Origin of the sequence: Enterobacter cloacae (assembly GCF_013375935.1) — a bacterium.
Lineage (GTDB): Bacteria > Pseudomonadota > Gammaproteobacteria > Enterobacterales > Enterobacteriaceae > Enterobacter > Enterobacter pasteurii.
In genome coordinates, this window is sequence record NZ_CP056117.1 from 2,514,245 (window position 1) to 2,541,155 (window position 26,911).

The following is a 26,911-nucleotide window of genomic DNA, read 5'->3' on the forward strand; positions in this document are numbered from 1 at the left end:
ACGCTCAAACACAAACAACAACATCGGAGCCGTGATGGCAGGAAACAGTATTGGACAGGTATTCCGCGTGACCACCTTTGGGGAGTCGCACGGGCTGGCACTGGGTTGTATCGTTGATGGCGTCCCGCCAGGCATCGAACTGACCGAAGCCGATTTACAGCACGACCTCGATCGTCGTCGTCCGGGCACCTCTCGCTACACCACGCAGCGTCGCGAGCCGGACCAGGTTAAAATTCTCTCCGGCGTTTTCGAAGGCCGCACCACCGGCACCAGCATTGGCCTGCTGATTGAAAATACCGATCAGCGCTCCCAGGACTACGGCGCGATCAAAGACGTCTTCCGTCCGGGCCACGCCGACTACACCTACGAGCAAAAATACGGATTCCGCGACTATCGCGGCGGCGGCCGCTCATCGGCGCGTGAAACCGCGATGCGCGTGGCGGCAGGGGCGATTGCCAAAAAATACCTTCAGCAGAAGTTTGGCATCGCGATCCGCGGCTGTCTGACCCAGATGGGCGACATTCCGCTGGCGATCAAGGACTGGGATCAGGTCGAGCTTAACCCGTTCTTCTGCGCCGATGCCGACAAGCTGGACGCGCTGGACGAACTGATGCGCGGCCTGAAAAAAGAGGGCGACTCAATTGGCGCGAAGGTTACCGTGGTAGCGGACGGCGTGCCGGCAGGCTGGGGCGAGCCGGTATTCGACCGCCTCGATGCCGATATCGCCCACGCGCTGATGAGCATCAACGCGGTGAAGGGCGTGGAAATCGGCGACGGATTTGACGTGGTTCAGCTTCGCGGCAGCCAGAACCGGGACGAAATCACCAGAGACGGTTTCCAGAGCAACCATGCGGGCGGTATTCTCGGCGGGATCAGCAGCGGGCAGCAGATAGTTGCCAACATTGCGCTGAAGCCAACCTCCAGCATTACGGTGCCCGGGCACACGATTAACCGCGCTGGCGACGAAGTTGAGATGATCACCAAAGGGCGTCACGATCCGTGCGTGGGGATCCGCGCGGTGCCGATCGCAGAGGCGATGCTGGCGATCGTGCTGATGGATCACTTCCTGCGCCAGCGCGCGCAGAATGCGGATGTGACGACCACCATTCCACGCTGGTAACTATGAAAAAAACCGCAATCGCGCTGCTGGCACTGCTTGCCAGTGGCGCCAGCCTGGCCGCCACGCCGTGGCAAAAAATCACCCATCCGGTGGCGGGAAGCGCGCAGTCCATCGGCGCCTTCTCTAACGGCTGTATCGTGGGCGCGCAGGCGCTGCCGCTCCAGTCGGATACGTATCAGGTGATGCGTACCGATCAGCGCCGTTATTTCGGTCATCCCGATCTGGTGCTGTTTATTCAACGTCTGGGGAATCAGGTGCATAACCTGGGGCTGGGTACGATGCTGATTGGGGATATGGGGATGCCTGCCGGAGGTCGCTTTAACGGCGGACACGCCAGCCACCAGACCGGTCTGGATGTGGATATCTTCCTGCAGCTGCCGAAAGCGCGCTGGAGCTCAGCGCAGCTGCTGAAGCCCCAGGCGCTGGATCTGGTGTCGGCCGACGGGAAACGGGTCGTTGCTTCGCGCTGGTCGCCGGAGATCTCCAGCATGATCAAGCTGGCGGCGGAAGATAACGACGTCACGCGGATCTTCGTTAATCCGGCCATCAAGCAGCAGCTCTGTCTGGATGCGGGAACCGATCGCGACTGGCTGCGTAAAGTGCGACCATGGTTCCAGCACCGGGCGCATATGCACGTTCGTCTGCGCTGCCCGGCGAACAGCCTTGAATGTGAAGATCAGCCGCTGCCGCCGCCTGGCGATGGCTGTGGCTACGAACTGCAAAGCTGGTTTGAGCCGGCCAAGCCTGGAACCTCAAAGCCTGAGAAGAAGACACCGCCTCCGTTGCCGCCTTCCTGCCAGGCGCTACTGGATGAGCACGTACTTTAATGGATACTTTCGTCGATCTGTTTATGGTGTCGCCGCTGCTGCTGGCGGTACTCTTTTTTGTTGCGATGCTGGCCGGATTCATTGATGCCCTGGCGGGCGGCGGCGGGTTGCTCACCGTTCCGGCGCTGCTGGCGGCAGGCATGAGTCCAGCTCAGGCGCTCGCCACCAACAAACTTCAGGCGTGCGGCGGCTCGCTCTCCTCCTCGCTCTATTTTGTTCGCCGCAAGGTGGTGAATCTCGCCGATCAGAAGCTCAATATCCTGATGACCTTTATCGGCTCGACGGCGGGCGCGCTGCTGGTGCAGCACGTGCAGTCAGACATTCTGCGCCAGATCCTGCCGATTCTGGTTATCTGTATCGGCCTTTACTTCTTACTGATGCCAAAGCTTGGTGAAGAAGACCGTGCGCGGAGGCTGCACGGCCTGCCGTTTGCGCTGATTGCCGGTGGCTGCGTCGGTTTTTACGATGGTTTCTTTGGGCCGGGTGCCGGCTCGTTTTACGCGCTGGCGTTCGTGACGCTGGCCGGGTTTAACCTCGCTAAATCCACCGCCCACGCCAAGGTCCTTAATGCGACCTCCAACGTTGGCGGCCTGCTGCTGTTCATCATTGGCGGCAAAGTTATCTGGGCAACCGGCTTTGTAATGATGGCAGGACAGTTTTTGGGCGCGCGCGTCGGCTCGCGTCTGGTTTTAAGCAAAGGGCAAAAGCTGATCCGCCCGATGATTGTTGTCGTCTCGGCGGTGATGAGCGCCAAACTTCTTTATGACAGCCATGGACAGGAGATCCTCACCTGGTTGGGGATGCACTAATGAACAGTACGCATAAATACGAGCAGCTGATTGAGATCTTTAACGGCTGTTTTGCTGATGATTTTAATACCCGTCTGATTAAAGGCGACGACGAACCGATCTATCTTCCAGCAGATGCCGAGGTTCCTTACAACCGCATCGTGTTCGCGCACGGCTTTTACGCCAGCGGTTTGCACGAGATTTCACACTGGTGCATCGCGGGAAAAGCGCGTCGCGAGCTGGTGGACTTCGGTTACTGGTATTGCCCGGACGGGCGCGATGCCGCTACCCAGGGCCGGTTTGAAGATGTGGAAGTGAAGCCGCAGGCGCTGGAATGGCTGTTCTGCGTGGCGGCGGGTTTCCCGTTCAACGTGAGCTGTGACAACCTTGAGGGCGACTTCGAGCCCGATCGTATCGTTTTCCAGCGCCGCGTACACGCGCAGGTGATGGAATATCTTGAGAAAGGCATCCCGGAACGTCCGGCACGCCTGATCGAGGCTTTACAGAATTGTTACCACACGCCGGAAATAACGGCGGAATGCTTCCCGTGGCCGGAAGATCTTTAACAGAGGAAAGAAGATGATCGCAGAATTTGAATCACGCATTCTGGCGTTAATTGATGACATGGTGGAACACGCCAGTGATGATGAGCTGTTCGCCAGCGGTTATCTGCGTGGGCACCTGACGCTGGTGGTTGCCGCGCTGGAAGCAGGGGACGATCACTCTGCCGGGGCGGTGCATGATGAAGTGACCCGCAGCCTGGAAAAGGCCATTCAGGCGGGGGAACTCTCCCCGCGCGACCAGTCGCTGGTGCTGGGTATGTGGGACAGTTTGTTCCAGCAGGCGAACGCGAAGTAAGTGTTTCACCACCCTCTCCCGGTGGGAGAGGGCACCAGACCCGATCCTACTTAACCAACTTCCCCTTCAGTAATTTTCTTACCCATAACCGGTTGGGGTTCAGCCCCGCAAGCGTTACGCTGTCCAGCGGAAGGGGCTCGTCGCTCATTTGTGCGGCTAACACTTCAGCCAGCAGCGGCGCGGTGCACAACCCGCGCGAGCCTAACCCACCCAGCATGTATAGCTCCGGATAAACCGGCGCACTCAACGCGCTTTCCCGGCTTTCAGCGAGGTTGTGATATACCTCAAGCGTGGCCTCGTAGTCCGGCACGCTTCCCGCCATCGGCAGGTGATCGCGAGTGGCGCAACGCACGCCGCAGCGGGCTTCACCTTTGCTCACGTCAACCTCTTTTGCCCATTCGGCATCCGGGAAACAGTCAATCAGGCGCTGGCGATTCTGCTGCTGATCCGCGTCGCTGTATTGCATAACCGCTTCACCGCGATGGTAGCTGGCGCCGATGCAGTGATGGCCGTTTGACGGGTTTTGTGGCGTCAGATAGCCGTCGTAGCACAGTACCTGGCGCAGTTCGTTCAGCGCGGGCGTGGAAGGGATATGGCTCACCTGGCCGCCGACGGGGTAGACAGGCAGCTTTTCCGTCTGAACAAACTGGCTGATGCAGTGCCCGTTTGCCAGCACAACGCTGGCATGCTCTGCCTCTTTTCCATCAGCAAAATGCAGACTCCAGCGTTCTGCACGACTGAGCGATTCAACCTTGTGGGCATAGCGCACCGTCAGCCCGCGCGACTGGCCGAGGGCAATCGCCGCAGAAGTCAGTTCGGCCGGGCACAGCCAGCCGCCGAGCGGATACTGAATACCGCCGCAGCCGGTGTCGACCCCAGCGGTTTCTAAAACCTGCTGCGCAGTCACCGCCTGGGCGATGGCCTCCGGTAAACCCAGCGACAGCATTTGCGTGATTTTTTGCTGGCTCTTCTCATCCCAGCCGAGCTGCGTCACGCCGCACCAGTCGTGGTCGAACGCGACCGGCAGGCTATCATAAAGACGTCGGGCGAAAGTAAACGCCGCCGGGAAAAACTGGAACAGCGCGGGATCGTGGGCGCTCAGCAGCGGGTAGAGCGCTCCCTGACGGTTGCCCGAGGCGCCGTTTGCCGGCGCCTCGTCAGCGCAGTAGAGCGTCACCTGCCAGCCACGGTTCAGCAGCGCCAGCGAGAGCAGGGCGCTGGCAATGCCGCCGCCCACGATTGCGACCTCACGCGAGGTGCTGGCGCGACGCGCGAACCAGGGGGTTTTGGCGGGGAGCGCCAGTTCCTGCTCCATCACGCCAACCAGCATGTCGCGTTTGCGGCCAAAGCCTTTGGTTTTGCGCATGGTAAAACCCGCCTCCTGTAACCCACGGCGGACAAAGCCCGCCGAGGTGAAGGTGGCAAGCGTCGCGCCGGGACGGGCCAGCCGCGCCATGGCGCTGAACAGATGCTGGCTCCACATGTCCGGGTTTTTAGCGGGCGCGAAGCCGTCCAAAAACCAGGCATCAACCTTCTGATTCATCGCGTCATCGAGCTTATCGGTCAGGTCGTTAATGTCGCCCAGCCACAGGTCGAGCGTGACGCGCCCGTCGTCCAGAATCAGACGATGGCAGCCGCCGATAGCCGGTGGCCACTGGGCCTGAAGCTGCTCCGCCCAGCGGGCAAGCTCCGGCCAGCGCTGATGGGCAAGCCGCAGATCGTGCGCGGTGAGCGGAAATTTTTCGAAACTGATGAAATGTAATCTTTGTAGCGTAGCCTCGGGGTGTGCAGCGCGAAACTGGTCGAACGCCTGCCAGAGGGTCAGAAAATTCAGCCCGGTTCCGAAACCGCTCTCCGCCACGACAAACAGACCGCGCGGATGCTCGGGAAAACGGGTGCCGAGATGATTTCCGTCGAGGAAAACATAGCGCGTCTCTTCCAGTCCGTTATCATTAGAAAAGTAGACGTCATCAAAATCTCGGGAAACAGGTGTACCCTCAGCGTTGAATTCGAGGTTGGCAGGTTGTATGGCGTTTTGTTTCACGTAAGTTACTCGTCCGACAGGCAGTGGCACGATCTTAGCGATGTGGGCCCATCGGTGCAAATTTCCACAGAAAATCGCTGATCGGACTTGTTCGGCGTACAAGTGTACGCTATTGTGCGACTCGAAACTTTTTATAGTGCGACTTACAGAGGTATTGAATGAAACGTGCAGTGATTACTGGCCTGGGCATCGTTTCCAGCATCGGTAATAACCAGCAGGAAGTCCTGGCATCTCTGCGTGAAGGACGCTCCGGGATCACTTTCTCTGAAGAGTTTAAAGATTCTGGAATGCGTAGCCACGTATGGGGTAACGTTAAACTGGACACCACCGGTTTAATTGACCGTAAAGTGGTTCGTTTCATGAACGATGCCTCTATCTACGCCTATCTTTCCATGCAGGAAGCGATCAAGGATTCTGGTCTGAGCGAAGACGCCTACCAGAACAACCCACGCGTTGGCCTCATTGCAGGCTCCGGCGGTTCCTCTAAAGCACAGGTATTCGGTGCTGACGCCATGCGTAGCCCGCGCGGCCTGAAAGCGGTAGGTCCCTACGTTGTGACCAAAGCGATGGGTTCTGCGGTTTCCGCGTGCCTGGCAACGCCGTTCAAAATCCACGGTGTGAACTACTCCATCAGCTCTGCATGTGCGACCTCCGCGCACTGCATCGGTAATGCGGTAGAGCAGATCCAGCTGGGCAAGCAGGACATCGTATTTGCTGGCGGCGGCGAAGAGCTGGGCTGGGAAATGGCCTGCGAATTCGACGCGATGGGCGCACTGTCCACCAAATATAACGAAACCCCGGCGAAGGCTTCCCGTACCTATGATGCGCACCGCGACGGTTTTGTTATCGCAGGCGGCGGCGGTATGGTTGTGGTTGAAGAGCTGGAACACGCTCTGGCACGCGGTGCTCATATCTACGCTGAGATCGTTGGCTACGGCGCAACGTCTGACGGCGCCGACATGGTTGCCCCATCCGGTGAAGGCGCGGTGCGCTGCATGAAGATGGCGATGCACGGCGTTGATACCCCAATCGACTACCTGAACTCCCACGGGACCTCTACTCCGGTAGGCGACGTGAAAGAGCTGGGTGCGATCCGCGAAGTGTTCGGCGACAACAGCCCGGCTATCTCTGCAACCAAAGCCATGACCGGTCACTCTCTGGGTGCGGCAGGCGTGCAGGAAGCAATCTACTCTCTGCTGATGCTGGAAAACGGCTTTATCGCCCCAAGCATCAACATCGAAGAGATGGACGAGCAGGCCGCTGGCCTGAACATCGTAACCGAAACCACCGAACGTGAGCTGACGACCGTTATGTCTAACAGCTTCGGTTTTGGCGGCACCAACGCCACGCTGGTGATGCGCAAGCTGAAAGCGTAAGCGTTTGAAGGTATAGTAGAAGGGAGCCGCGCGGCTCCCTTTTTTTATGCCTGAACACGGAGTTATGCATGAAGGCCGTTATCCCTGAGAAGCGTACCCCTTCCGGGAACCTTTCCCTTTTCCGCATCGCCTTTGCGGTATTTCTGACCTACATGACCGTTGGCCTGCCGCTGCCTGTTATTCCACTTTTCGTACATCACGAGCTGGGCTACGGCAACACCATGGTCGGCATTGCGGTGGGCATTCAGTTTTTAGCCACGGTATTAACCCGGGGCTACGCCGGACGACTGGCGGACCAGCACGGCGCAAAACGCTCGGCGTTGCAGGGCATGCTGGCCTGCGGGCTGGCCGGAGGTGCGTGGCTGTTGGCGGCACTCCTGCCGGTAGACGCCGCGTATAAGTTCGCCCTGCTGGTGGCGGGACGCCTGATCCTCGGCTTCGGCGAAAGCCAGCTGCTGACCGGCACCCTGACCTGGGGAATGGGGCTGGTTGGCCCTGCGCAGTCGGGCAAGGTGATGTCGTGGAACGGGATGGCGATTTATGGCGCACTGGCGGCAGGCGCGCCGTTGGGGCTGCTGATCCACAGCCAGTTTGGTTTTGCGGCGCTGGCAGCAACCACTATGGTATTGCCGCTGCTGGCGTGGGCATTTAACGGTTCGGTGCGCAAGGTGCCAGCCCATAAAGGCGAGCGTCCTTCGCTGTGGAGCGTGGTGGGGCAAATCTGGCAGCCGGGTCTGGGGCTGGCGCTTCAGGGAGTGGGCTTTGCGGTTATCGGTACCTTCGTCTCCCTCTATTTCATGAGCCGCGGCTGGGCGATGGCGGGCTTTACGCTGACGGCTTTTGGTGGCGCGTTTGTCCTGATGCGCGTGCTGTTTGGCTGGATGCCGGATCGCTTTGGCGGCGTGAAGGTCGCCGTGGCGTCTTTGGCGATCGAGGCCATTGGCCTGCTGCTGCTCTGGCAGGCGCCCGGCGCGTTCGTTGCGTTACTGGGGGCGGCGTTAACCGGCTGCGGCTGTTCGCTGATCTTCCCGGCGCTGGGCGTCGAAGTTGTGAAGCGCGTCGCGCCGCAGGTTCGCGGCACGGCGCTGGGGGGCTACGCGGCGTTTCAGGACATTTCATATGGCATCGCCGGACCGCTGGCGGGGCTGCTTGCAACCTCGTTTGGCTACCCTTCCGTATTTCTCGCCGGTGCGGTGTCCGCGGTGGTGGGGATTGTGGTGACGCTGGTGGCGTTTCGAAAGGGCTAACGTGTTGCCGGGTGGCGGCTACGCCTTGCCCGGCTAAGCGTCAGGCAACCAGCCAGAAAATCGCCAGCGCAATCATCAACGCGACAAACATCAGTCCCGGTCGGGCTGAAAGCGTTTTAAACGTGTCGACCACCGGCGCAAACAGCGGGCTGTAGACAGGCTGAATATCCCGCACCTCCGGCACGCCACCTTCACGCTCGGCGCGGCGGATAAAGATCTGATTCAGTAAATCCTGCACCTGCGCGGTTGTCAGCACCGTTTGCGGGGTGGCCTGCCAGGCCTGCTGAGCGTAGTCCCGAACCGCTGCAAACTCCTGCGGCTCAAGGGGCTGCTTAAGCGACGCCTGCACCGTATGCAGCGTCGGGGCGCTCTGGGCGCTGAGCGTCTGCCGCGCCTGGAGCCAGGTGACCAGATGGGTAAACTGTTTTGCCGGGATCGTCTCGCCCGCTTTCACGCCGGAGAGTTCCAGCATGGACTGCCAGATAAGCTTTGTCGGCTCGCCGGTGGCCGCAGCCAGCTTAGTGACCATCTGCTTGAGCGTGTTATGTTCCGCAGGCTGCATTGGCCGTTCCGTAGGCTGGCGCTGTTGCGGCTGCGGGATAGAGAGCTGATTACTTTGCAGCAGGGTCAGCACGGTTTTAAGCTGTTCCGGCGAAAGCTGGCTCAGCGCGGTATGGCCGTACTGTTGACGGATAAAATCACTCACCGCCTGGCGATTGTTCCCCTGGCCCAACAGCTCGGTCAGCTGAGAGACAGTCTGGCGGGTCGTATGCTGCTGCTGCGCGCTGGTGAGACGCTGATTCAGGTTTTGCTCAGCGGCAGGGAAATGGCGCGACTGTAGCGGCGCATCGTTTCTGACGCCCAAATCGTGCTTAACGCCTGCCCATACCTCAGCGTTCTGCTGCGAGGTCAACGCGATAAGGCGCGTGATCAGACGCTCCAGTACGGTGCGCTGTTGCGTGGAGAGCGGCTGGTCGCCTGGCGTGTTGGGCGTTACGGGGCCTTCACCCGGAGGGCGCGGAGGCGTACCTGAAATGGGCTGCATCGTCAAAAATCCTTAAAGTCAAACTCTGCGTAACCGGGCAGAAATATATGCCCGGCGGCGAGATTATGGCACACTTGGCAGGTTTACTTCCTCTCAAACAGGTACTCAGACGTGAAAATCCTCGTTGATGAAAATATGCCTTACGCCCGCGAGCTGTTCAGCCGCCTGGGTGAGGTTAAGGCTGTCCCTGGTCGCCCGATTCCGGTAAGCGAGCTGGACGATGCAGACGCCCTGATGGTGCGCTCGGTGACCAAAGTAAATGAGGCTCTGCTCTGCGGCAAAGGGATTAAATTTGTCGGGACGGCAACGGCCGGGACCGACCATGTGGATGACCAATGGCTTAAGCAGGCGGGGATCGGTTTTTCAGCGGCGCCAGGCTGTAACGCGATCGCCGTCGTGGAATACGTCTTTTCCTCATTGCTGATGCTGGCCGAGCGCGACGGGTTTGCGCTGAAGGACCGCACCGTAGGCATCGTGGGCGTGGGTAACGTGGGCGGACGCCTGCAAAAGCGCCTGGAAGCGTGGGGCATTCGCACGGTATTGTGCGATCCGCCGCGCAAGGATAACGGCGATGACGGTGATTTCCGTACGCTGGATGAGCTGGTTGACGAGTGCGATGTCATTACCTTCCACACGCCGCTCTTTAAAGAGGGGCCTTACAGGTCCCTGCATCTGGCCGACGAAACGCTGATCCGCCGCCTGAAGGCTGGCACTATTCTGATAAATGCCTGCCGTGGTCCGGTGGTAGATAACGCGGCGCTGCTGAAATGCCTCGACGAAGGTCAGGATCTCAGCGTCGTGCTGGACGTCTGGGAGCCCGAGCCGGATCTCAACGTCGCGCTGCTGGATAAGGTGGACGTGGGCACCGCGCATATCGCGGGTTATACCCTCGAAGGCAAAGCGCGCGGCACGACTCAGGTATTTGAGGCCTACAGCGCCTTTATCGGCCATCCGCAGCAGGTGGCGCTGGACACGTTACTTCCCGCGCCCGAGTTCGGCCGGCTCACCCTTCATGGGCCGCTGGATGAGGCAACGCTGAAAAGGCTCGTGCATTTGGTGTATGATGTGCGCCGCGATGACGCGCTGCTGCGTAAAGTGGCGGGTATTCCGGGTGAGTTTGACAAGCTGCGCAAGAATTATCTCGAGCGCCGCGAGTGGTCTTCCCTGTATGTGATGTGCGACGACGCCTCAGCGGCGACGCTGCTGCACAAGCTGGGATTTAACGCCGTTCACCATCCGGCACGTTAATGTCTTTCTGCTCCCTGCCGGAGGCTCCGGCAGGGACGCTTTTTTATTTCTGGAGTAAACCACCATGTCTGAAGGCTGGAACATTGCCATTTTGGGTGCCACTGGCGCCGTGGGCGAAGCCCTGCTCGAAACCCTTGCTGAGCGTCAGTTCCCGGTGGGCGACATTTTTGCGCTGGCGCGTACCGACAGCGCGGGTGAACATCTGCGCTTCGGCGGCAAAACCGTGACGGTGCAGGATGCCGCCGCGTTCGACTGGACGCAGGCTCAGCTGGCATTTTTTGCCGCAGGTGCAGAAGCAACAGCGTCTTATATTGAAGAAGCCACCAACGCCGGATGTCTGGTTATTGACCTGAGCGGCCTGTTCTCCCTGGAGCCGGATGTGCCGCTGGTGGTACCGGACGTTAACCCGTTCGTGCTGGCTGACTACCGTAACCGTAACATCATTGCGGTACCAGACAGCCTCACCAGCCAGCTGCTGACCGCGCTGAAGCCGCTTATCGACGACGGTGGCCTGTCGCGTATTTCCGTGACCAGCCTGCTGTCCGCCTCCGCCAGCGGCAAAAAAGCGGTCGATGCGCTGGCAGGGCAGAGCGCGAAGCTGCTGAACGGTATCCCGATCGACGAAGACGATTTCTTTGGCCGCCAGCTGGCGTTCAACATGCTCCCGCTGCTGCCGGATCGTGAAGGTTCGGTGCGTGAAGAGCGCCGCATCGTCGACGAAGCGCGCAAAATTATGCAGGATGACGGGCTGACGATCTCCGTAAACGTCGTGCAGTCGCCGGTCTTTTACGGCCATGCGCAGATGGTCGGCTTTGAAGCCCTGCGTCCGCTGGCGGCCGAAGAGGCGCGCGACGCGTTTGGTCGTGCCGAAGACATCGTGCTTTCCGAAGATGGCGAGTTCCCGACGCAGGTGGGCGACGCAACCGGCAGCGCGCACCTCTCCGTGGGCTGCGTTCGCAACGACTACGGCATGCCGGAGCAGGTGCAGTTCTGGTCCGTGGCGGACAACGTTCGCTTCGGCGGCGCGCTGATGGCGGTCAAAATCGCCGAGAAGCTGGTACAGGAGTACCTGTACTGATGTCGGAAGTGGAACAAAAGCCGGTCCACAGAATTGCCCTCGGCATCGAGTACGACGGCAGCAAATATTATGGCTGGCAGCGTCAGAATGAGGTGCGCAGCGTCCAGGAAAAGCTGGAGAAAGCGCTCTCTCAGGTGGCGAATGAACCGATAAGCGTCTTCTGCGCGGGACGCACCGATGCGGGCGTTCACGGCACGGGACAGGTGGTGCACTTCGAAACCACCGCCGTGCGCAAAGACGCGGCCTGGACGCTGGGCGTAAATGCGAATTTACCTGGTGACATCGCGGTGCGTTGGGTTAAAGCTGTGCCGGATGATTTTCACGCGCGTTTCAGCGCGACGGCGCGGCGCTACCGTTACGTCATCTACAACCAGCGCCTGCGCCCGGCGGTGTTAAGCCAGGGCGTAACGCATTTTTATGAACCGCTCGATGCAGAACGTATGCAGCGTGCGGCGCAGTGTCTGATTGGTGAAAATGACTTTACGTCGTTCCGTGCGGTGCAGTGTCAGTCCCGTACGCCGTGGCGTAACGTTATGCACATTAGCGTCAGTCGTTATGGCGCGTATGTGGTGGTGGATATCAAAGCCAATGCCTTTGTACATCATATGGTGCGGAATATTGTAGGCAGCCTGATGGAAGTGGGCGCCGGACACCAGCCGGAGAGCTGGATTGCAGAACTGCTGGCAGCGAAGGACAGAACGCTTGCGGCAGCAACGGCGAAAGCGGAAGGGCTGTATCTGGTTTCGGTGGATTATCCGGACCGGTTTGACCTGCCAAAACCGCCAATGGGCCCGCTGTTTTTAGCGGACTAAACAAAGGTGCAATTAAGGCTTAGACAATATGGACGTAATACGTTTTCTGATTGATTTCATCCTGCATATTGATGTTCACCTGGCGGAGCTGGTCGCGCAGTACGGCGTCTGGGTTTACGCCATTCTGTTCCTCATTCTGTTCTGTGAAACCGGTCTGGTCGTCACGCCATTCCTGCCGGGCGATTCACTGCTGTTCGTTGCAGGCGCGTTATCCGCGCTGCCAACCAATGACCTGAACGTTCATCTGATGGTCGCGCTGATGATCGTTGCGGCGATTATTGGTGATGCGGTCAACTACACCATTGGACGGGTATTTGGGGAACGGCTATTCAGTAACCCGGACTCGAAGATTTTCCGCCGCAGCTATTTAGACAAGACCCACGCCTTTTATGAGCGCCACGGCGGTAAGACCATTATTCTTGCCCGCTTTGTGCCTATCGTCCGCACGTTTGCCCCGTTTGTGGCGGGAATGGGCCACATGTCCTATCGTCATTTTGCAATGTACAACGTGGTGGGCGCGCTGCTGTGGGTGCTGCTCTTTACCTATGCGGGCTACCTGTTTGGCGATCTGCCTGTAGTTCAGGAAAACCTTAAGTTACTGATTGTAGCGATTATTGTGCTTTCCGTACTGCCGGGCGTTATCGAAATCATTCGTCACCGACGCGCGGCGGCAAAGCAGGCGAAGTAAGTGCACGCTGGCGGTTCGACCACTTTTTTATCCAAAGTTTCGGGCTGTTATGTTTTAATGTGCAACATTCATGGTCTGTTGGAGGCAAAAATGGCATTATTCGCCTCTTACAGCAAAACTGGCATACGACCAGGTTCAGGCAGAAAGGTTATCAATGAGCTGGATTGAACGAATTAAAAGCAACATTACCCCGACGCGTAAAGCGAGCATTCCTGAAGGGGTATGGACGAAGTGTGATAGCTGCGGCCAGGTTCTGTATCGTGCAGAGCTGGAACGCAATCTTGAGGTGTGTCCGAAGTGTGACCACCACATGCGTATGTCGGCGCGCAACCGCCTGCATAGCCTGCTGGACGAAGGTTCTCTGGTAGAACTGGGCAGCGAACTGGAGCCAAAAGACGTGCTCAAGTTCCGCGACTCCAAAAAATACAAAGATCGTCTGGCCTCTGCACAGAAAGAGACCGGCGAGAAAGACGCGCTGATCGTCATGAAAGGCACCCTGCATGACATGCCGGTTGTTGCCGCCGCGTTCGAGTTCTCCTTCATGGGCGGCTCTATGGGCTCCGTGGTGGGTGCGCGCTTCGTGCGTGCCGTTGAGCAGGCGCTGGAAGACAACTGTCCGCTGATCTGCTTCTCCGCCTCCGGCGGTGCGCGTATGCAGGAAGCGCTGATGTCCCTGATGCAGATGGCAAAAACCTCTGCTGCGCTGGCGAAAATGCAGGAGCGCGGTCTGCCGTACATCTCCGTACTGACCGACCCAACCATGGGTGGCGTCTCTGCAAGCTTCGCGATGCTGGGCGACCTGAACATCGCTGAGCCAAAAGCGCTGATTGGCTTCGCCGGTCCACGCGTTATCGAGCAGACCGTACGTGAGAAACTGCCGCCGGGCTTCCAGCGCAGTGAGTTCCTCATTGAGAAAGGCGCTATCGACATGATCGTCCGCCGCCCGGAAATGCGCCTTAAACTGGCAAGCGTCCTGGCGAAGCTGATGAATCTGCCGTCGCCGAGCCCGGACGAGCCGCGCGAGGGCGTGGTGGTACCGGATCAGGAACCCGAGGCCTGATAACTGAAAAGGGCAGGGCCGGTTGGCGCTGCCCTTTTGCTTTCTAAACCGCTTATGACAACCGGGCATCATGGAAAATAAACGCATTCCTCAAGCCACGTCGCCCCTGGCCGCGTGGCTTTCTTATCTGGAAAACCTGCACAGTAAAACCATCGACATGGGCCTTGAGCGCGTAAGCCAGGTTGCCGCGCGTCTCGACGTGCAGAAACCCGCGCCTTTCGTGTTTACCGTTGCCGGCACTAACGGTAAAGGGACCACCTGCCGCACCCTGGAATCTGTCCTGATGGCGGCGGGTTACAGGGTTGGCGTATACAGCTCTCCGCATCTGGTGCGCTATACCGAGCGCGTGCGGGTGCAGAACGCCGAGCTTGCGGAATCGGCCCATACGGCGTCGTTTGCCGCTATCGAAGCCGCGCGCGGGGATACCTCATTAACCTATTTTGAGTACGGTACCCTGTCGGCGCTGTGGCTGTTTAAGCAGGCGCAGCTGGACGTGGTAATTCTGGAAGTCGGGCTGGGCGGGCGTCTGGATGCCACCAATATGGTGGATGCGGATGTTGCCGTCGTCACCAGCATCGCGCTGGACCACACCGACTGGCTGGGCCCCGACCGTGAAAGCATCGGACGTGAAAAGGCCGGTATTTTCCGGGCGAATAAGCCTGCCGTGGTCGGCGAGCCGGACATGCCCCACACTATCGCTGACGTGGCGAGAGAGAAGGGCGCTCAGCTGCTGCGTCGTGGCGTGGACTGGCACTATGAGGTTCAGGACCAAAGCTGGCGCTTTAGCGATGCACGGGGCGTGCTGGATAACCTGCCGCTGCCGCAGGTACCGCAGCCCAACGCGGCGACCGCGCTGGCGGCACTGCGTGCCAGCGGGTTAACGGTGAGCGAGCAGGCGATCCGTGACGGCATCAGCAACGCGCTGCTGCCGGGGCGTTTTCAGATTGTGAGTGAGTCACCGCGTCTGATTCTGGATGTTGCGCATAACCCGCATGCCGCGGCGTACCTCGCAGGCCGTCTCAAATCCTTACCAAAAACCGGGCGCGTGCTGGCGGTTATCGGTATGCTTCATGATAAAGATATCGGCGGTACGCTGGCCTGCATGGAGAGTGTGGTCGATAGCTGGTATTGTGCACCTCTGGAAGGGCCGCGTGGTGCGACTGCCGAACAGTTGATGGAACATCTCGGCAAAGGCGAAATCTACAGCAGTGTGGTTTCGGCCTGGCGCGCCGCGATGGCGGAGGCTAAACCAGAAGATACCGTGCTGGTGTGTGGATCGTTCCACACGGTGGCACATGTCATGGAAGTGATGGAGGCGGGGAGAACCGGTGGCGAGTAAGTTTCAGAACCGTTTAACAGGAACCATTGTGCTGGTCGCGCTCGGGGTGATTATTCTACCCGGGCTGCTCGACGGGCAGAAAAAGCATTACCAGGATGAATTTGCGGCCATTCCGCTGGTACCGAAACCGGGAGACCGCGACGAGCCCGACATGCTGCCAGCGGCAACGCAGGCGCTGCCTGCCCAGCCGCCTGAAGGCGCAGCGGAAGAGGTGCGTGCAGGCGATGCCGCAGCGCCATCCCTTGACCCGTCGCGTCTGGCTGCGAACAATAACGTTGAAATCGATCCCATACCGGCAGAGCAGCCTAAGCCGGTTGAAAAACCGAAGCCGGTAGAGAAAACGCAGCCTAAACCGCAGCGTGATAAAGCGGCCGAACAGCTGGCTGCGGCATCAGAAGCGCCGCCACCGGCAAAACAGGCCCAGCAGGAGGCAGCCCCGACGGGTAAAGCCTACGTGGTACAGCTGGGTGCGTTGAAGAATGCCGACAAGGTCAATGAGATCGTGAGTAAGCTGCGCGGCGCGGGATACCGCGTTTATACTTCACCAACCACGCCGGTGCAGGGTAAAATTACCCGCATCCTCGTGGGGCCGGATGCGTCCAAAGATAAGCTGAAAGGGTCGCTTGGCGAACTGAAGCAGATCTCCGGGCTGAGCGGTGTGGTGATGAACTACAGCGCGAACTGATATGGCTCCCCTCACCCTAACCCTAACCCTCTCCCCTTTGGGGAGAGGGTTAGGGTTAGGGTGAGGGGGAGAAAGCAGACGTCCACAGAGACGTCAGGCGGAGGGGCGTTGAACATTTTTTCAGCGCCTTTTTTATTTACGCGCGGGAAGGAAATCCCTACGCAAACGTTTTCTTTTTCTGTTAGAATGCGCCCCGAACTGGATGACAGGGCGTTAAATCGTGGGACATATATGGTCTGGATTGATTACGCCATCATTGCGGTGATTGGTTTTTCCTGTCTGGTTAGCCTGATCCGTGGCTTTGTTCGTGAAGCGTTATCGCTGGTAACCTGGGGTTGTGCTTTCTTTGTTGCCAGTCATTACTACACTTACCTGTCTGTCTGGTTCACGGGCTTTGAAGATGAACTGGTCCGAAACGGAATCGCCATCGCGGTGCTGTTTATCGCGACGCTGATTGTCGGCGCTATTGTTAATTTCGTGATAGGTCAGCTGGTCGAGAAAACCGGTCTGTCTGGAACGGACAGGGTGCTCGGCATCTGTTTTGGCGCATTGCGAGGCGTGCTGATTGTGGCCGCGATCCTGTTCTTCCTGGATACCTTTACCGGGTTCTCCAAAAGCGAAGACTGGCAGAAGTCGCAGCTTATTCCGGAGTTCAGCTTCATCATCAGATGGTTCTTTGACTATCTGCAAAGCTCGTCGAGTTTCTTGCCCAGGGCGTAAGCTCTGAGATGTGGCTTAACGAGGAAAAGACGAATGTGCGGTATTGTCGGTATCGCCGGTTTCATGCCGGTAAACCAGTCGATTTATGACGCGTTAACGGTGCTTCAGCACCGTGGGCAGGATGCTGCGGGTATCATCACCATTGATGCAAACAACTGCTTCCGTTTACGCAAGGCGAACGGCCTGGTAAACGATGTGTTTGAAGCCCGCCATATGCAGCGTCTGCAAGGTAATATGGGGATCGGTCACGTTCGTTATCCTACTGCTGGCAGTTCCAGCGCCTCCGAGGCTCAGCCTTTTTACGTTAACTCCCCGTATGGCATCACGCTTGCCCACAACGGCAACCTGACCAACGCTCACGAGCTGCGTAAAAAGCTGTTTGAAGAGAAACGTCGCCACATTAACACCACGTCTGATTCTGAAATCCTGCTCAATATCTTTGCCAGCGAGCTGGATAACTTCCGTCACTATCCGCTGGAAGCCGATAACATCTTTGCCGCCGTTGCTGCGACTAACCGCCTGATCCGCGGCGCGTACGCCTGCGTGGCGATGATTATCGGCCACGGCATGGTGGCCTTCCGCGATCCAAACGGGATTCGCCCGCTGGTGCTCGGCAAGCGCGAGCTCGGCGATGGCCGTACCGAGTACATGGTTGCCTCCGAAAGCGTGGCGCTGGATACGCTGGGCTTCGAATTTCTGCGTGACGTTGCGCCGGGCGAAGCGGTTTACATCACCGAGAAGGGCCAGCTGTTCACACGCCAGTGCGCCGACAGCCCGGTCAGCAACCCGTGCCTGTTTGAATACGTTTACTTCGCGCGTCCTGACTCGTTCATCGACAAGATCTCCGTCTACAGCGCCCGCGTGAACATGGGCACGAAGCTGGGTGAGAAGATTGCCCGCGAGTGGGACGACCTCGATATCGACGTCGTCATTCCTATTCCGGAAACCTCCTGCGACATCGCGCTGGAGATCGCCCGCATTCTGGACAAGCCGTACCGTCAGGGCTTCGTGAAGAACCGCTACGTTGGCCGCACCTTTATCATGCCGGGCCAGCAGCTGCGCCGTAAATCCGTGCGCCGCAAGCTGAACGCCAACCGTGCCGAGTTCCGCGATAAGAACGTGCTGCTGGTGGATGACTCCATCGTGCGTGGCACGACGTCCGAGCAGATTATCGAGATGGCGCGTGAGGCCGGTGCGAAGAAGGTGTATCTCGCCTCTGCGGCACCGGAAATCCGCTTCCCGAACGTGTACGGCATCGATATGCCTACCGCCACCGAGCTGATTGCTCACGGCCGCGAAGTGGACGAAATTCGTCAGATCATCGGGGCCGACGGCCTGATTTTCCAGGATCTGAACGATCTTATCGACGCGGTGCGCGCCGAGAACCCGGATATTCAGCAGTTCGAATGCTCCGTGTTTAACGGGATCTACGTGACCAAAGACGTTGATCAGCAGTATCTCGACTACCTGGATTCGCTGCGTAACGACGACGCGAAAGCTGTCCAGCTGCAAAACGATCTCGAAAGCTTAGAGATGCACAACGAAGGTTGATGCTGACGCAGGTGAGGGCGCTCGCCCTCACTTGCAACTCCCCGTAAAATCCTGCACAGTCTGCCCTGAAATCAGCAAGGGCGAAAATCATGAAACGACTCATTGTAGGGATCAGCGGTGCCAGCGGTGCCATTTATGGCGTCCGGCTGTTACAGGTGCTGCGTGACGTTGCCGACGTGGAAACCCATCTGGTGATGAGCCAGGCGGCGCGCCAGACCCTCTCTCTTGAAACCGACCTTTCGCTGCGCGACGTTCAGGCCCTGGCTGACGTTGTCCACGATGCGCGCGATATCGCTGCCAGCATCTCTTCGGGCTCGTTTAAAACCGCAGGCATGGTCATTTTGCCCTGTTCCATTAAAACCCTTTCCGGGATTGTGAACAGCTATACCGACACGCTGGTGACGCGCGCGGCAGACGTGGTGCTGAAGGAGCGTCGCCCTCTGGTTCTCTGCGTGCGGGAAACCCCGCTGCACCTGGGGCATCTGCGCCTGATGACGCAGGCGGCCGAACTGGGTGCCGTGATTATGCCGCCGGTCCCGGCGTTCTACCATCGCCCGCAAACGCTGGATGACGTCATTAATCAGACCGTTAATCGCGTGCTGGATCAGTTCGATATCGACCTGCCGGAAGATCTCTTTACCCGCTGGCACGGGGCGTAAAGGGGGTGCACCTGCAGGGTGCATGAAATGTTGTTTTGCCCTGTTACAGGGCAAAACTGCAACCGCGATCATATCCTCGACATTTAATTCGCTTTTTCCCTTTTTCTCTTTCCGGTTCGTTCGGCAGACCTGCTATCTTTCACCATTAAGGCAGTATCGCAACGTTTTATTAACATATTTAACGTCGTAGTTTTAGCCCGACGGCAATGTGGCATAAGACCTGCAAGAGCAGCCTGCAACACAACACACAACGCAAACCATAATAAAATCACGGTTCTTGAGGGTAAATGTATGAAGAAGACGGTTCTGGCTCTGTCTTTGCTCGTGGGCTTGAGTGCGGCAGCAGGTAGCTATGCAGCGCTTCCACAGACGGTTCGTATCGGTACGGACGCAACCTACGCGCCATTCTCTTCGAAGGATGCGAAAGGCGATTTCGTTGGGTTTGATATCGACCTGGGAAATGAGATGTGCAAGCGCATGGAAGTGAAATGCACGTGGGTGGGCAGTGACTTTGACGCGCTGATCCCATCGCTGAAAGCCAAGAAAATTGATGCGATTATCTCTTCACTCTCCATCACGGAAAAACGTCAGCAGGAGATCGCCTTCTCCGATAAGCTCTACGCGGCCGATTCACGTCTGATTGCCGCGAAAGGCTCACCGATCCAGCCGACCATCGACTCCCTGAAAGGCAAGCATGTTGGCGTGCTTCAGGGGTCGACTCAGGAAGGCTACGCAAATGCCAACTGGCGCGAGAAGGGCGTTGATGTGGTCGCCTATCAGAACCAGGATCTGATCTACTCTGACCTGGCGGCGGGCCGTCTGGACGCGGCGTTCCAGGATGAGGTTGCCGCAAGCGAAGGCTTCCTGAAGCAGCCAGCGGGGAAAGAGTACGCCTTTGCCGGCCCGTCCGTGAAGGATAAAAAATACTTTGGTGATGGCACCGGTATTGGCCTGCGTAAAGATGATACCGAGCTGAAAGCCGCCTTCGACAAAGCTTTCTCCGAGCTGCGTAAAGACGGAACCTACGACAAACTGGCGAAGAAATATTTCGATTTTAACGTCTACGGTGACTAACGCCCGACGGCAATGCTCTGTTTTGGTGCATTGCGGGTGTTAATGATCCAATATGGTGCATTCGGTGCACCGTATTGGATCGCTTCGTGCATAGTTAAGCATTTAAAATGCAAAAATTCCCGCCCGGCGGCATTAATCTTTGCCTGAATGAGGGGATTAATGGCACATTAACGTCACCCCGTGGTCGTAAAAATCTCGTATTAAGACAGTTTGTTGAGGACAGATATGAAAAAACTGGTGTTGTCACTTTCTCTGGTACTGGCCTTTTCCAGCGCCACCGCGGCATTCGCAGCAATCCCGCAGAAAATTCGTATTGGTACTGACCCCACCTATGCGCCTTTCGAATCCAAGAATGCGAAGGGTGAACTGGTCGGTTTTGACATCGATCTGGCTAACGAGCTGTGCAAACGCATTAAAGCGCAATGTACCTACGTTGAAAACCCGCTTGACGCGCTGATCCCGTCTCTGAAAGCGAAAAAAATCGACGTGATCATGTCCTCCCTCTCCATTACGGAAAAACGCCAGCAGGAGATTGCCTTCACCGACAAACTCTATGCGGCCGATTCACGTCTGGTTGTGGCGAAATCTTCCGACATTCAGCCAACTATCGACTCGCTGAAGGGCAAACGCGTGGGCGTGCTGCAGGGCACCACCCAGGAAACCTACGGCAATGAGCACTGGGCGCCGAAAGGGATCGAAATCGTCTCCTATCAGGGCCAGGAAAATATCTACGCTGACCTGACGGCAGGCCGTATCGATGCGGCGTTCCAGGACGAAGTCGCGGCGAGCGAAGGCTTCCTGAAACAGCCGGTGGGTAAAGATTACAAGTTCGGCGGTCCGTCCATTAAGGATGAAAAACTGTTCGGCGTCGGCACCGGTATGGGCCTGCGTAAAGAAGATAACGAACTGCGTGAAGCCCTGAACAAAGCGTTCGCCGAGATGCGCGCGGACGGCACCTACGACAAGCTGGCGAAAAAGTACTTCGATTTTAATGTTTACGGCGGCTAATCGCCCCGTCTGATAACGTGCGGCCCCTCCCGCTGCGGGAGGGGAAAAGACACGGTTCCACCACTCACGAGACGACAGGGCAGGCGGTATGCTGTACGGATTTTCTGGCGTTATTTTACAGGGCGCGCTTGTCACCCTTGAGCTGGCTATCAGCTCCGTGGTGCTGGCGGTGCTGATAGGCCTGGCGGGCGCGGGGGCAAAGTTATCGGCCAACAGACCGCTGGCGCTGATATTTGAAGGCTATACCACGCTGATTCGCGGCGTTCCTGACCTGGTGCTGATGCTGCTGATCTTCTACGGGCTGCAAATTGCGCTTAACGGCGTGACGGATGCCGTCGGCATGGATCAGATCGATATCGATCCGATGGTGGCCGGCATCATTACCCTGGGCTTTATCTACGGCGCATACTTCACTGAAACCTTCCGCGGCGCGTACATGGCCGTCCCGAAAGGGCACATTGAAGCGGCGACCGCCTACGGTTTTACCTCTTCACAAACGTTCCGTCGGATCATGTTCCCGGCCATGATGCGCTACGCGCTGCCGGGCATCGGCAACAACTGGCAGGTTATTCTCAAAGCGACGGCGCTGGTCTCCCTGCTCGGCCTGGAGGACGTGGTGAAGGCCACGCAGCTGGCGGGTAAGAGCACCTGGGAACCGTTCTACTTTGCGGTGGTCTGCGGCGTGATTTATCTGGTCTTTACGACCGTCTCCAATGGTGTGCTGCTTCTGCTCGAACGTCGCTACTCCGTGGGTGTGAAGAGGGCTGACCTGTGATTGAGATTATTCAGGAGTACTGGAAATCCCTGCTGTGGACGGACGGCTACCGCTTCACCGGCGTGGCGATCACGCTGTGGCTGCTGATCTCCTCCGTGGTGATGGGCGGCATTCTGGCGGTGTTTTTGGCCATCGGGCGCGTGTCGAACAACAAATTTATCCGCTTCCCGATCTGGCTTTTCACCTACGTGTTTCGCGGCACGCCGCTGTACGTGCAGCTGCTGGTGTTCTATTCGGGAATGTACACGCTGGAGATCGTGAAAGGCACCGAGATGCTGAACGCGTTCTTCCGCAGCGGTCTGAACTGTACGGTGCTGGCGTTAACGCTCAACACCTGCGCCTATACCACCGAGATCTTCGCCGGGGCCATCCGTTCCGTGCCGCACGGTGAGATCGAGGCGGCGCGCGCGTACGGTTTCTCCTCCGTGAAGCTTTACCGCTGCATTATTCTGCCTTCGGCGCTGCGAATCGCGCTGCCGGCATACAGCAACGAGGTGATTTTGATGCTGCATTCGACGGCACTGGCGTTTACCGCCACGGTACCGGATCTGTTAAAAATCGCCCGCGATATTAACTCCGCGACCTACCAGCCGTTTACCGCGTTTGGCATTGCGGCGGTGCTCTATTTGATCATTTCTTACGTCCTGATCAGCCTGTTCCGTAAGGCTGAAAAACGCTGGTTGCAGCATATAAAACCGTCGACGCACTGAGAATTTATGATGGCTGAGAACAAATTAAACGTAATTGATTTGCACAAGCGCTACGGCGAACATGAAGTGCTGAAAGGGGTATCGCTGCAGGCGAATGCGGGCGACGTGATCAGTATTATCGGCTCATCCGGTTCCGGTAAGAGTACGTTCCTGCGCTGCATTAACTTCCTCGAAAAGCCGAGTGAAGGTTCGATTGTGGTGAGCGGACAGAATATTAATATGGTCCGCGATAAAGACGGCCAGCTTAAGGTGGCGGATAAAAACCAGCTGCGCCTGCTGCGTACGCGTCTGACGATGGTGTTCCAGCACTTTAACCTCTGGAGCCACATGACGGTGCTGGAGAACGTTATGGAAGCGCCGGTTCAGGTACTCGGCTTAAGCAAGCAGGAGGCCCGCGAGCGTGCGGTGAAATACCTGGCGAAGGTGGGCATCGACGAGCGCCAGCAGATTAAGTATCCGGTGCACCTGTCGGGCGGTCAGCAGCAGCGCGTTTCCATCGCCCGCGCGCTGGCGATGGAGCCTGAAGTGCTGCTGTTTGACGAACCGACCTCCGCCCTTGACCCTGAACTCGTCGGTGAAGTGCTGCGCATTATGCAGAAGCTGGCCGAAGAGGGCAAAACGATGGTAGTGGTGACCCACGAGATGGGCTTTGCCCGTAACGTTTCTAATCACGTTATCTTCCTGCATCAGGGCAAGATTGAGGAGCAGGGGCACCCGGATGAGGTGCTGGCGAATCCGCAAAGCCCGCGTCTGCAGCAGTTCCTTAAGGGATCGTTGAAGTAGTCTTGCGGAACTGGATTGGGCTGAGGGAGACTTATCTCCCTCTCCCCGTGGGAGAGGGCTGGGGTGAGGGCATCAGGTCGCGCCACGCTCCAGCCGGTACGCCCAGTCGTCATACCGCACGCCGTTAATCTCGTACGCCTTCTCCAGCACCTGCGTGCGCACAAAGCCGGCTTTCTCCAGCACGCGCACCGATCCGCCGTTATCCGCCAGTACATACGCATTAATCGCCTTCACGCCGATCTGGTTAAAGGCGTAATCACACACCGCACGCAGCGCCTCGCTGGCAATCCCTTTTCCCTGCGCGGCAGGCACCACGGTATAGCCAATATCCGCCTCTTCACGGTTCGCCGTGCTGATTTGCAGTCCAATATCGCCCAGCGGCGTATCGTCATTATGCAGACGGATCGCGAAGACATGCTCCGCCATCAGACGTGCGGCAAATACGCGGCGCGTCTCCTTTTCCGGGGCGATGGCGGCCATGTAACGCATGATGAGAGGATCTTCACGCAGCGAGCGAAAGAAGGCCCAGTCAGAAGGTTCGAAAGGTGTGAGGTGAAGCCGGGCTGTAGTGATGGTTGCCATAGTTACGCCATATCATCCAGACATGGCTTATAACTGTAACATATTCACCGCACCACATCCCCCAGTGCCTCTTCCAGGTCATACCAGCGGAACGTAAACCCGGCCGCTTCCAGCCGTTTCGGCAGCGCGCGCTGCCCGCCCAGCACCAGCACCGACGATTCACCCATCAACAGCCGAATCGCCGTCGCGGGCACGCGCAGTACCGCCGGGCGGTGCAGGGCATGGCCCAGCGCGTGCGCAAACTGTTCATTACGTACCGGATACGGTGACACCATGTTAAACGGCCCGCGCAGGTCGTTATCCAGCAGCCAGATAATGCCGTTAACCATATCGTCGATGTGGATCCACGCCAGGTACTGACGACCATTGCCGATGGGCCCGCCAAGCCCCATTTTAAACGGCGGCAGCATTTTGCCGAGAATACCGCCCTTCGGGGCGAGCACCACGCCGGTGCGCAGCAGGCAGACGCGGGTATTATCGCTCTGCGCACCGCAGGCGATGCGCTCCCACTGGGCGCAGAGCTTGTGGGTAAACTCGTTATGAGGAGGCTCTTCCTCAGTCACCACCACTTCCCCGAGATCGCCGTAGTATCCCGTGGCAGAGCCGGAAATCAGCACCGACGGCGGCGTTTCGCTGTTGCGTATCAGCTCAACCAGCTTCCCGGTTATGTTCCAGCGGCTGCTGCATAAGCGCTGTTTTTGCTCTTCGGTCCAGCGCTTATCGGCGATGGGTTCGCCTGCGAGGTTGATGACGGCATCAAAGCCGTCCAGATCCTGCCGTTCCCCCAGACCTTTCCAGAACGCCACCCCGCCACCCAGCACCTGACGGGCTTTCTCCGGGCTGCGCGTGACCACGGTGATGTCGTGATGCAACGCCTGCAAGCGTGGAATGAGATGGCGACCAATCAGGCCCGTACCGCCGGTGAGCAGAATCTTCATACTACCTCCAGGTTTACGCCTGGCGCTGCCAGCTTAACGTCATGGAGACGGAGTCGGCGTAGCGCAGGGCGTGAAGTTTATCGATCTCCACTTCAGCATAAGTGACCCAGTGGTGTTCGCGTGCGATATCGAGCACATCCTGAGTTAATTTTTCCAGTAGCGCAAAACGGTTGTTCTCAACGTACTGGATGATGCTTTTGGTGATCGTGCGATAGTTCAGCGCGTCATTGATATCCTCGCTGGCGCGCGCCTTGTCTGCCGGGTAATGGATCACCACATTCACCACGATATCCTGGCGATTAGCGATCTCCTCCTCTTTGATACCGATGAACGTGCGTAAGCGTAAGTTTTTTATACGAATAATAGCGTCATGCTGGGACATTGCAGGTCTTCTCCGTGTCAGTATTTCTGCCTCATCATACATGAGGAGAACACCTGTACCCAACGGGGCGCAGGCTCAAATCTGATGGATTTTTTGCATCGCGCGTTCGGTGGCCGGTCGGGTCCTGATGCGCTCAAACCAGTTGTTCACCGCCGGATAAGAGGCCAGGTCGATCCGGTGGCGTTCATGGGTGTTGATCCACGGCCAGCAGGCGATATCGGCGATGCTGTAATGCTCACCACCGAGCCACGGTGATTTTTCCAGCCGACGATTCAGAACACCGTACAGGCGCTGGGTTTCGACCTGGTATCGCTCAATGGCGTAAGGGATAGTCTGCGGCGCATACGCGGTAAAGTGGTGGTTCTGCCCCAGCATGGGCCCCAGGCCGCTTGGCTGCCAGAACAGCCACTGAAGGGTCTGGTGACGCTCGCGCAGTTCACCGCTCAGGAGCTTGCCGGTTTTCTCCGCCAGATAGAGCAAAATCTCTCCGGACTCAAACAGGCTTAACGGTTTGCCGCCGTCAGAGGGCAGGTTATCAATGATGGCCGGAATTTTATTGTTGGGCGATATGGCCAAAAAAACGGGGCGGAACTGGTCCCCTTTACTGATATCCACGCGAACGATCCGGTACTCCACTTCGGCTTCTTCGAGAAAGAGGGTGATCTTATGGCCATTCGGGGTGGGGGCATAATAGAGATCGATCATTCTCAACTCCTGTCAGTGTGAAGAGTGTTGCCATGAAAAAACAGTATAGGTGTTTGTTGTAAATCGTGAGTTTTCATCAAGTGACAGCGAGGTCAGGAGATTATATCTTGAGTGAAAACCGATCAGCCGATGAGGATGTTATGAGCCAGCCTGTAATAACGTTGTGGTCCGATGCGAACTTCTTTTCTCCTTATGTTTTGAGCGTTTACGTTGCGCTGGCTGAAAAGGGGCTTTCCTTTAGTCTGAAAACCGTCGATCTGGACAGTGGCGAACATCTGAAGCCTCAGTGGCAGGGTTACGCGCTCACCCGCCGGGTGCCCGTGCTGGAGATTGACGGCTTTGAATTAAGTGAATCCTCGGCAATTGACGAGTACCTTGAAGACCGCTTTGCGCCACCAGAGTGGGAGCGCATTTATCCTCACGATCTGCAAAAGCGCGCCCGCGCCCGTCAGATTCAGGCGTGGCTGCGAAGCGATCTGGTGCCGATTCGCACGGAGCGATCGACGGATGTGGTGTTTGCAGGGGTCAAAAAGCCAGCCCTCAGCGAGGAGGGGATAGCCAGCGCTCAGAAGCTGATTGATACCGCTTCATCACTGCTGGCCCACGGTAACCCCAATCTGTTTGGCGAGTGGTGTATTGCCGATACCGACCTTGCGCTGATGCTGAACCGCCTGATCCTTAACGGAGATGCGGTCCCGCAGCTGCTGGTGGATTATGCCGCGTTTCAGTGGCAACGCGCGTCGGTACAGCGCTATCTGGCACTCTCTGCTAAGCGTGCAGGCTGATAAGCCCGGGCGCTTCAGGTATAA

Annotated in this window: 29 protein-coding genes; 23 read left to right on the top strand and 6 right to left on the bottom strand. The window is 57.9% G+C overall.

Annotation, left to right across the window (positions count from 1 at the left end; translation table 11 throughout):
• Positions 1 to 34: 34 nt before the first annotated feature.
• Genes aroC through HWQ14_RS11880 form a run of 5 tightly spaced genes read left to right on the top strand, consistent with a single transcriptional unit; the run spans position 35 to position 3,593 of the window.
• On the top strand, positions 35 to 1,120 hold the full coding sequence (gene aroC / locus HWQ14_RS11860) for a chorismate synthase (RefSeq protein ID WP_148419964.1): 1,086 nt from the start codon (positions 35 to 37) through the stop codon (positions 1,118 to 1,120).
• A 2-nt stretch (positions 1,121 to 1,122) separates the two neighbouring features.
• Positions 1,123 to 1,947 (top strand): penicillin-insensitive murein endopeptidase, encoded by an 825-nt coding sequence (gene mepA, locus HWQ14_RS11865; protein WP_176609823.1) that lies wholly within the window; start codon positions 1,123 to 1,125, stop codon positions 1,945 to 1,947.
• Positions 1,947 to 2,756, top strand: coding sequence for a sulfite exporter TauE/SafE family protein (locus HWQ14_RS11870; RefSeq protein ID WP_148419962.1), 810 nt, complete (start codon positions 1,947 to 1,949; stop codon positions 2,754 to 2,756). The genes mepA and HWQ14_RS11870 overlap by 1 nt, the downstream gene beginning before the upstream one ends.
• Positions 2,756 to 3,301, top strand: coding sequence for an elongation factor P hydroxylase (locus HWQ14_RS11875; RefSeq protein WP_176609824.1), 546 nt, complete (start codon positions 2,756 to 2,758; stop codon positions 3,299 to 3,301). Before HWQ14_RS11870 ends, HWQ14_RS11875 begins: the two co-directional genes overlap by 1 nt.
• A 13-nt stretch (positions 3,302 to 3,314) precedes the next feature.
• Positions 3,315 to 3,593 carry a YfcL family protein gene (locus HWQ14_RS11880; RefSeq protein ID WP_176609825.1) on the top strand — a complete coding sequence of 93 codons (279 nt, stop codon included), beginning with the start codon at positions 3,315 to 3,317 and terminating at the stop codon, positions 3,591 to 3,593.
• A 46-nt stretch (positions 3,594 to 3,639) separates the two neighbouring features.
• Here the strand turns inward: HWQ14_RS11880 and mnmC are convergent, their stop codons facing one another.
• Positions 3,640 to 5,637, bottom strand: coding sequence for a bifunctional tRNA (5-methylaminomethyl-2-thiouridine)(34)-methyltransferase MnmD/FAD-dependent 5-carboxymethylaminomethyl-2-thiouridine(34) oxidoreductase MnmC (mnmC, locus tag HWQ14_RS11885; RefSeq protein WP_176609826.1), 1,998 nt, complete (start codon positions 5,635 to 5,637; stop codon positions 3,640 to 3,642).
• 158 nt (positions 5,638 to 5,795) lie between these two features.
• Between mnmC and fabB the strand changes: the two genes are divergently transcribed.
• Together fabB and HWQ14_RS11895 are read left to right on the top strand one after the other, a co-directional pair.
• Positions 5,796 to 7,013: a beta-ketoacyl-ACP synthase I gene (gene fabB, locus HWQ14_RS11890; RefSeq protein WP_176609827.1), complete on the top strand. Its 1,218-nt coding sequence runs from the start codon at positions 5,796 to 5,798 to the stop codon at positions 7,011 to 7,013.
• Positions 7,014 to 7,081: 68 nt separating this feature from the next.
• On the top strand, positions 7,082 to 8,260 hold the full coding sequence (locus HWQ14_RS11895) for an MFS transporter (protein WP_148419957.1): 1,179 nt from the start codon (positions 7,082 to 7,084) through the stop codon (positions 8,258 to 8,260).
• Between the two features lie 40 nt (positions 8,261 to 8,300).
• Here HWQ14_RS11895 and flk read toward each other — a convergent pair whose 3' ends face one another.
• The gene (flk, locus tag HWQ14_RS11900; protein ID WP_148419956.1) at positions 8,301 to 9,305 is read right to left on the bottom strand and encodes a flagella biosynthesis regulator Flk; all 1,005 of its coding nucleotides are present in this window, start codon (positions 9,303 to 9,305) and stop codon (positions 8,301 to 8,303) included.
• A gap of 111 nt (positions 9,306 to 9,416) precedes the next feature.
• On the opposite strand from flk, the gene pdxB reads away from it, so the two are divergent.
• From pdxB to hisP, 15 genes are all read left to right on the top strand, one after another.
• Entirely contained in the window at positions 9,417 to 10,553 is a 1,137-nt protein-coding gene (gene pdxB / locus HWQ14_RS11905; protein ID WP_176609828.1) for a 4-phosphoerythronate dehydrogenase PdxB, read from the top strand.
• Positions 10,554 to 10,617: 64 nt separating this feature from the next.
• Entirely contained in the window at positions 10,618 to 11,631 is a 1,014-nt protein-coding gene (locus HWQ14_RS11910; protein ID WP_176609829.1) for an aspartate-semialdehyde dehydrogenase, read from the top strand.
• Positions 11,631 to 12,443, top strand: coding sequence for a tRNA pseudouridine(38-40) synthase TruA (gene truA, locus HWQ14_RS11915; protein ID WP_148419953.1), 813 nt, complete (start codon positions 11,631 to 11,633; stop codon positions 12,441 to 12,443). The genes HWQ14_RS11910 and truA overlap by 1 nt, the downstream gene beginning before the upstream one ends.
• Positions 12,444 to 12,471: 28 nt before the next feature.
• Positions 12,472 to 13,131: a DedA family protein gene (locus tag HWQ14_RS11920; protein ID WP_148419952.1), complete on the top strand. Its 660-nt coding sequence runs from the start codon at positions 12,472 to 12,474 to the stop codon at positions 13,129 to 13,131.
• Between the two features lie 154 nt (positions 13,132 to 13,285).
• Positions 13,286 to 14,191, top strand: coding sequence for an acetyl-CoA carboxylase, carboxyltransferase subunit beta (accD, locus tag HWQ14_RS11925; protein WP_148419951.1), 906 nt, complete (start codon positions 13,286 to 13,288; stop codon positions 14,189 to 14,191).
• A 70-nt stretch (positions 14,192 to 14,261) separates the two neighbouring features.
• Positions 14,262 to 15,530: a bifunctional tetrahydrofolate synthase/dihydrofolate synthase gene (gene folC / locus HWQ14_RS11930; RefSeq protein WP_148419950.1), complete on the top strand. Its 1,269-nt coding sequence runs from the start codon at positions 14,262 to 14,264 to the stop codon at positions 15,528 to 15,530.
• Entirely contained in the window at positions 15,520 to 16,215 is a 696-nt protein-coding gene (dedD, locus tag HWQ14_RS11935; RefSeq protein ID WP_148419949.1) for a cell division protein DedD, read from the top strand. Before folC ends, dedD begins: the two co-directional genes overlap by 11 nt.
• A gap of 231 nt (positions 16,216 to 16,446) precedes the next feature.
• Complete coding sequence (gene cvpA, locus HWQ14_RS11940; RefSeq protein ID WP_045327894.1) at positions 16,447 to 16,935, top strand: colicin V production protein; 489 nt, start codon at positions 16,447 to 16,449, stop codon at positions 16,933 to 16,935.
• Between the two features lie 33 nt (positions 16,936 to 16,968).
• The gene (gene purF / locus HWQ14_RS11945) at positions 16,969 to 18,486 is read left to right on the top strand and encodes an amidophosphoribosyltransferase (protein WP_148419948.1); all 1,518 of its coding nucleotides are present in this window, start codon (positions 16,969 to 16,971) and stop codon (positions 18,484 to 18,486) included.
• Positions 18,487 to 18,575: 89 nt separating this feature from the next.
• Positions 18,576 to 19,145 carry a UbiX family flavin prenyltransferase gene (locus HWQ14_RS11950; RefSeq protein WP_148419947.1) on the top strand — a complete coding sequence of 190 codons (570 nt, stop codon included), beginning with the start codon at positions 18,576 to 18,578 and terminating at the stop codon, positions 19,143 to 19,145.
• Between the two features lie 291 nt (positions 19,146 to 19,436).
• Entirely contained in the window at positions 19,437 to 20,219 is a 783-nt protein-coding gene (argT, locus tag HWQ14_RS11955) for a lysine/arginine/ornithine ABC transporter substrate-binding protein ArgT (protein WP_148419946.1), read from the top strand.
• Positions 20,220 to 20,444: 225 nt separating this feature from the next.
• Positions 20,445 to 21,227, top strand: a complete 783-nt coding sequence (hisJ, locus tag HWQ14_RS11960; RefSeq protein WP_148419945.1) for a histidine ABC transporter substrate-binding protein HisJ — start codon at positions 20,445 to 20,447, stop codon at positions 21,225 to 21,227.
• Between the two features lie 88 nt (positions 21,228 to 21,315).
• Positions 21,316 to 22,002 carry a histidine ABC transporter permease HisQ gene (locus HWQ14_RS11965; RefSeq protein WP_148419944.1) on the top strand — a complete coding sequence of 229 codons (687 nt, stop codon included), beginning with the start codon at positions 21,316 to 21,318 and terminating at the stop codon, positions 22,000 to 22,002.
• Positions 21,999 to 22,712 (top strand): histidine ABC transporter permease HisM, encoded by a 714-nt coding sequence (hisM, locus tag HWQ14_RS11970; RefSeq protein WP_148419943.1) that lies wholly within the window; start codon positions 21,999 to 22,001, stop codon positions 22,710 to 22,712. Before HWQ14_RS11965 ends, hisM begins: the two co-directional genes overlap by 4 nt.
• Positions 22,713 to 22,721: 9 nt before the next feature.
• Complete coding sequence (hisP, locus tag HWQ14_RS11975) at positions 22,722 to 23,495, top strand: histidine ABC transporter ATP-binding protein HisP (protein ID WP_148420012.1); 774 nt, start codon at positions 22,722 to 22,724, stop codon at positions 23,493 to 23,495.
• 72 nt (positions 23,496 to 23,567) lie between these two features.
• Here hisP and HWQ14_RS11980 read toward each other — a convergent pair whose 3' ends face one another.
• The 4 genes from HWQ14_RS11980 to yfcG all read right to left on the bottom strand — a co-directional run bounded on the left by HWQ14_RS11980 (position 23,568) and on the right by yfcG (position 26,102).
• Positions 23,568 to 24,077 (bottom strand): GNAT family N-acetyltransferase, encoded by a 510-nt coding sequence (locus tag HWQ14_RS11980; RefSeq protein ID WP_176609830.1) that lies wholly within the window; start codon positions 24,075 to 24,077, stop codon positions 23,568 to 23,570.
• Positions 24,078 to 24,121: 44 nt separating this feature from the next.
• Positions 24,122 to 25,015, bottom strand: coding sequence for a TIGR01777 family oxidoreductase (locus tag HWQ14_RS11985; protein WP_176609831.1), 894 nt, complete (start codon positions 25,013 to 25,015; stop codon positions 24,122 to 24,124).
• Between the two features lie 13 nt (positions 25,016 to 25,028).
• The gene (gene folX / locus HWQ14_RS11990; protein WP_003861432.1) at positions 25,029 to 25,397 is read right to left on the bottom strand and encodes a dihydroneopterin triphosphate 2'-epimerase; all 369 of its coding nucleotides are present in this window, start codon (positions 25,395 to 25,397) and stop codon (positions 25,029 to 25,031) included.
• A gap of 75 nt (positions 25,398 to 25,472) precedes the next feature.
• Positions 25,473 to 26,102: a GSH-dependent disulfide bond oxidoreductase gene (gene yfcG / locus HWQ14_RS11995; protein ID WP_176609832.1), complete on the bottom strand. Its 630-nt coding sequence runs from the start codon at positions 26,100 to 26,102 to the stop codon at positions 25,473 to 25,475.
• Positions 26,103 to 26,242: 140 nt separating this feature from the next.
• On the opposite strand from yfcG, the gene yfcF reads away from it, so the two are divergent.
• Positions 26,243 to 26,887 carry a glutathione transferase gene (gene yfcF, locus HWQ14_RS12000; protein ID WP_148419938.1) on the top strand — a complete coding sequence of 215 codons (645 nt, stop codon included), beginning with the start codon at positions 26,243 to 26,245 and terminating at the stop codon, positions 26,885 to 26,887.
• The last annotated feature ends 24 nt before the right edge of the window (positions 26,888 to 26,911 follow it).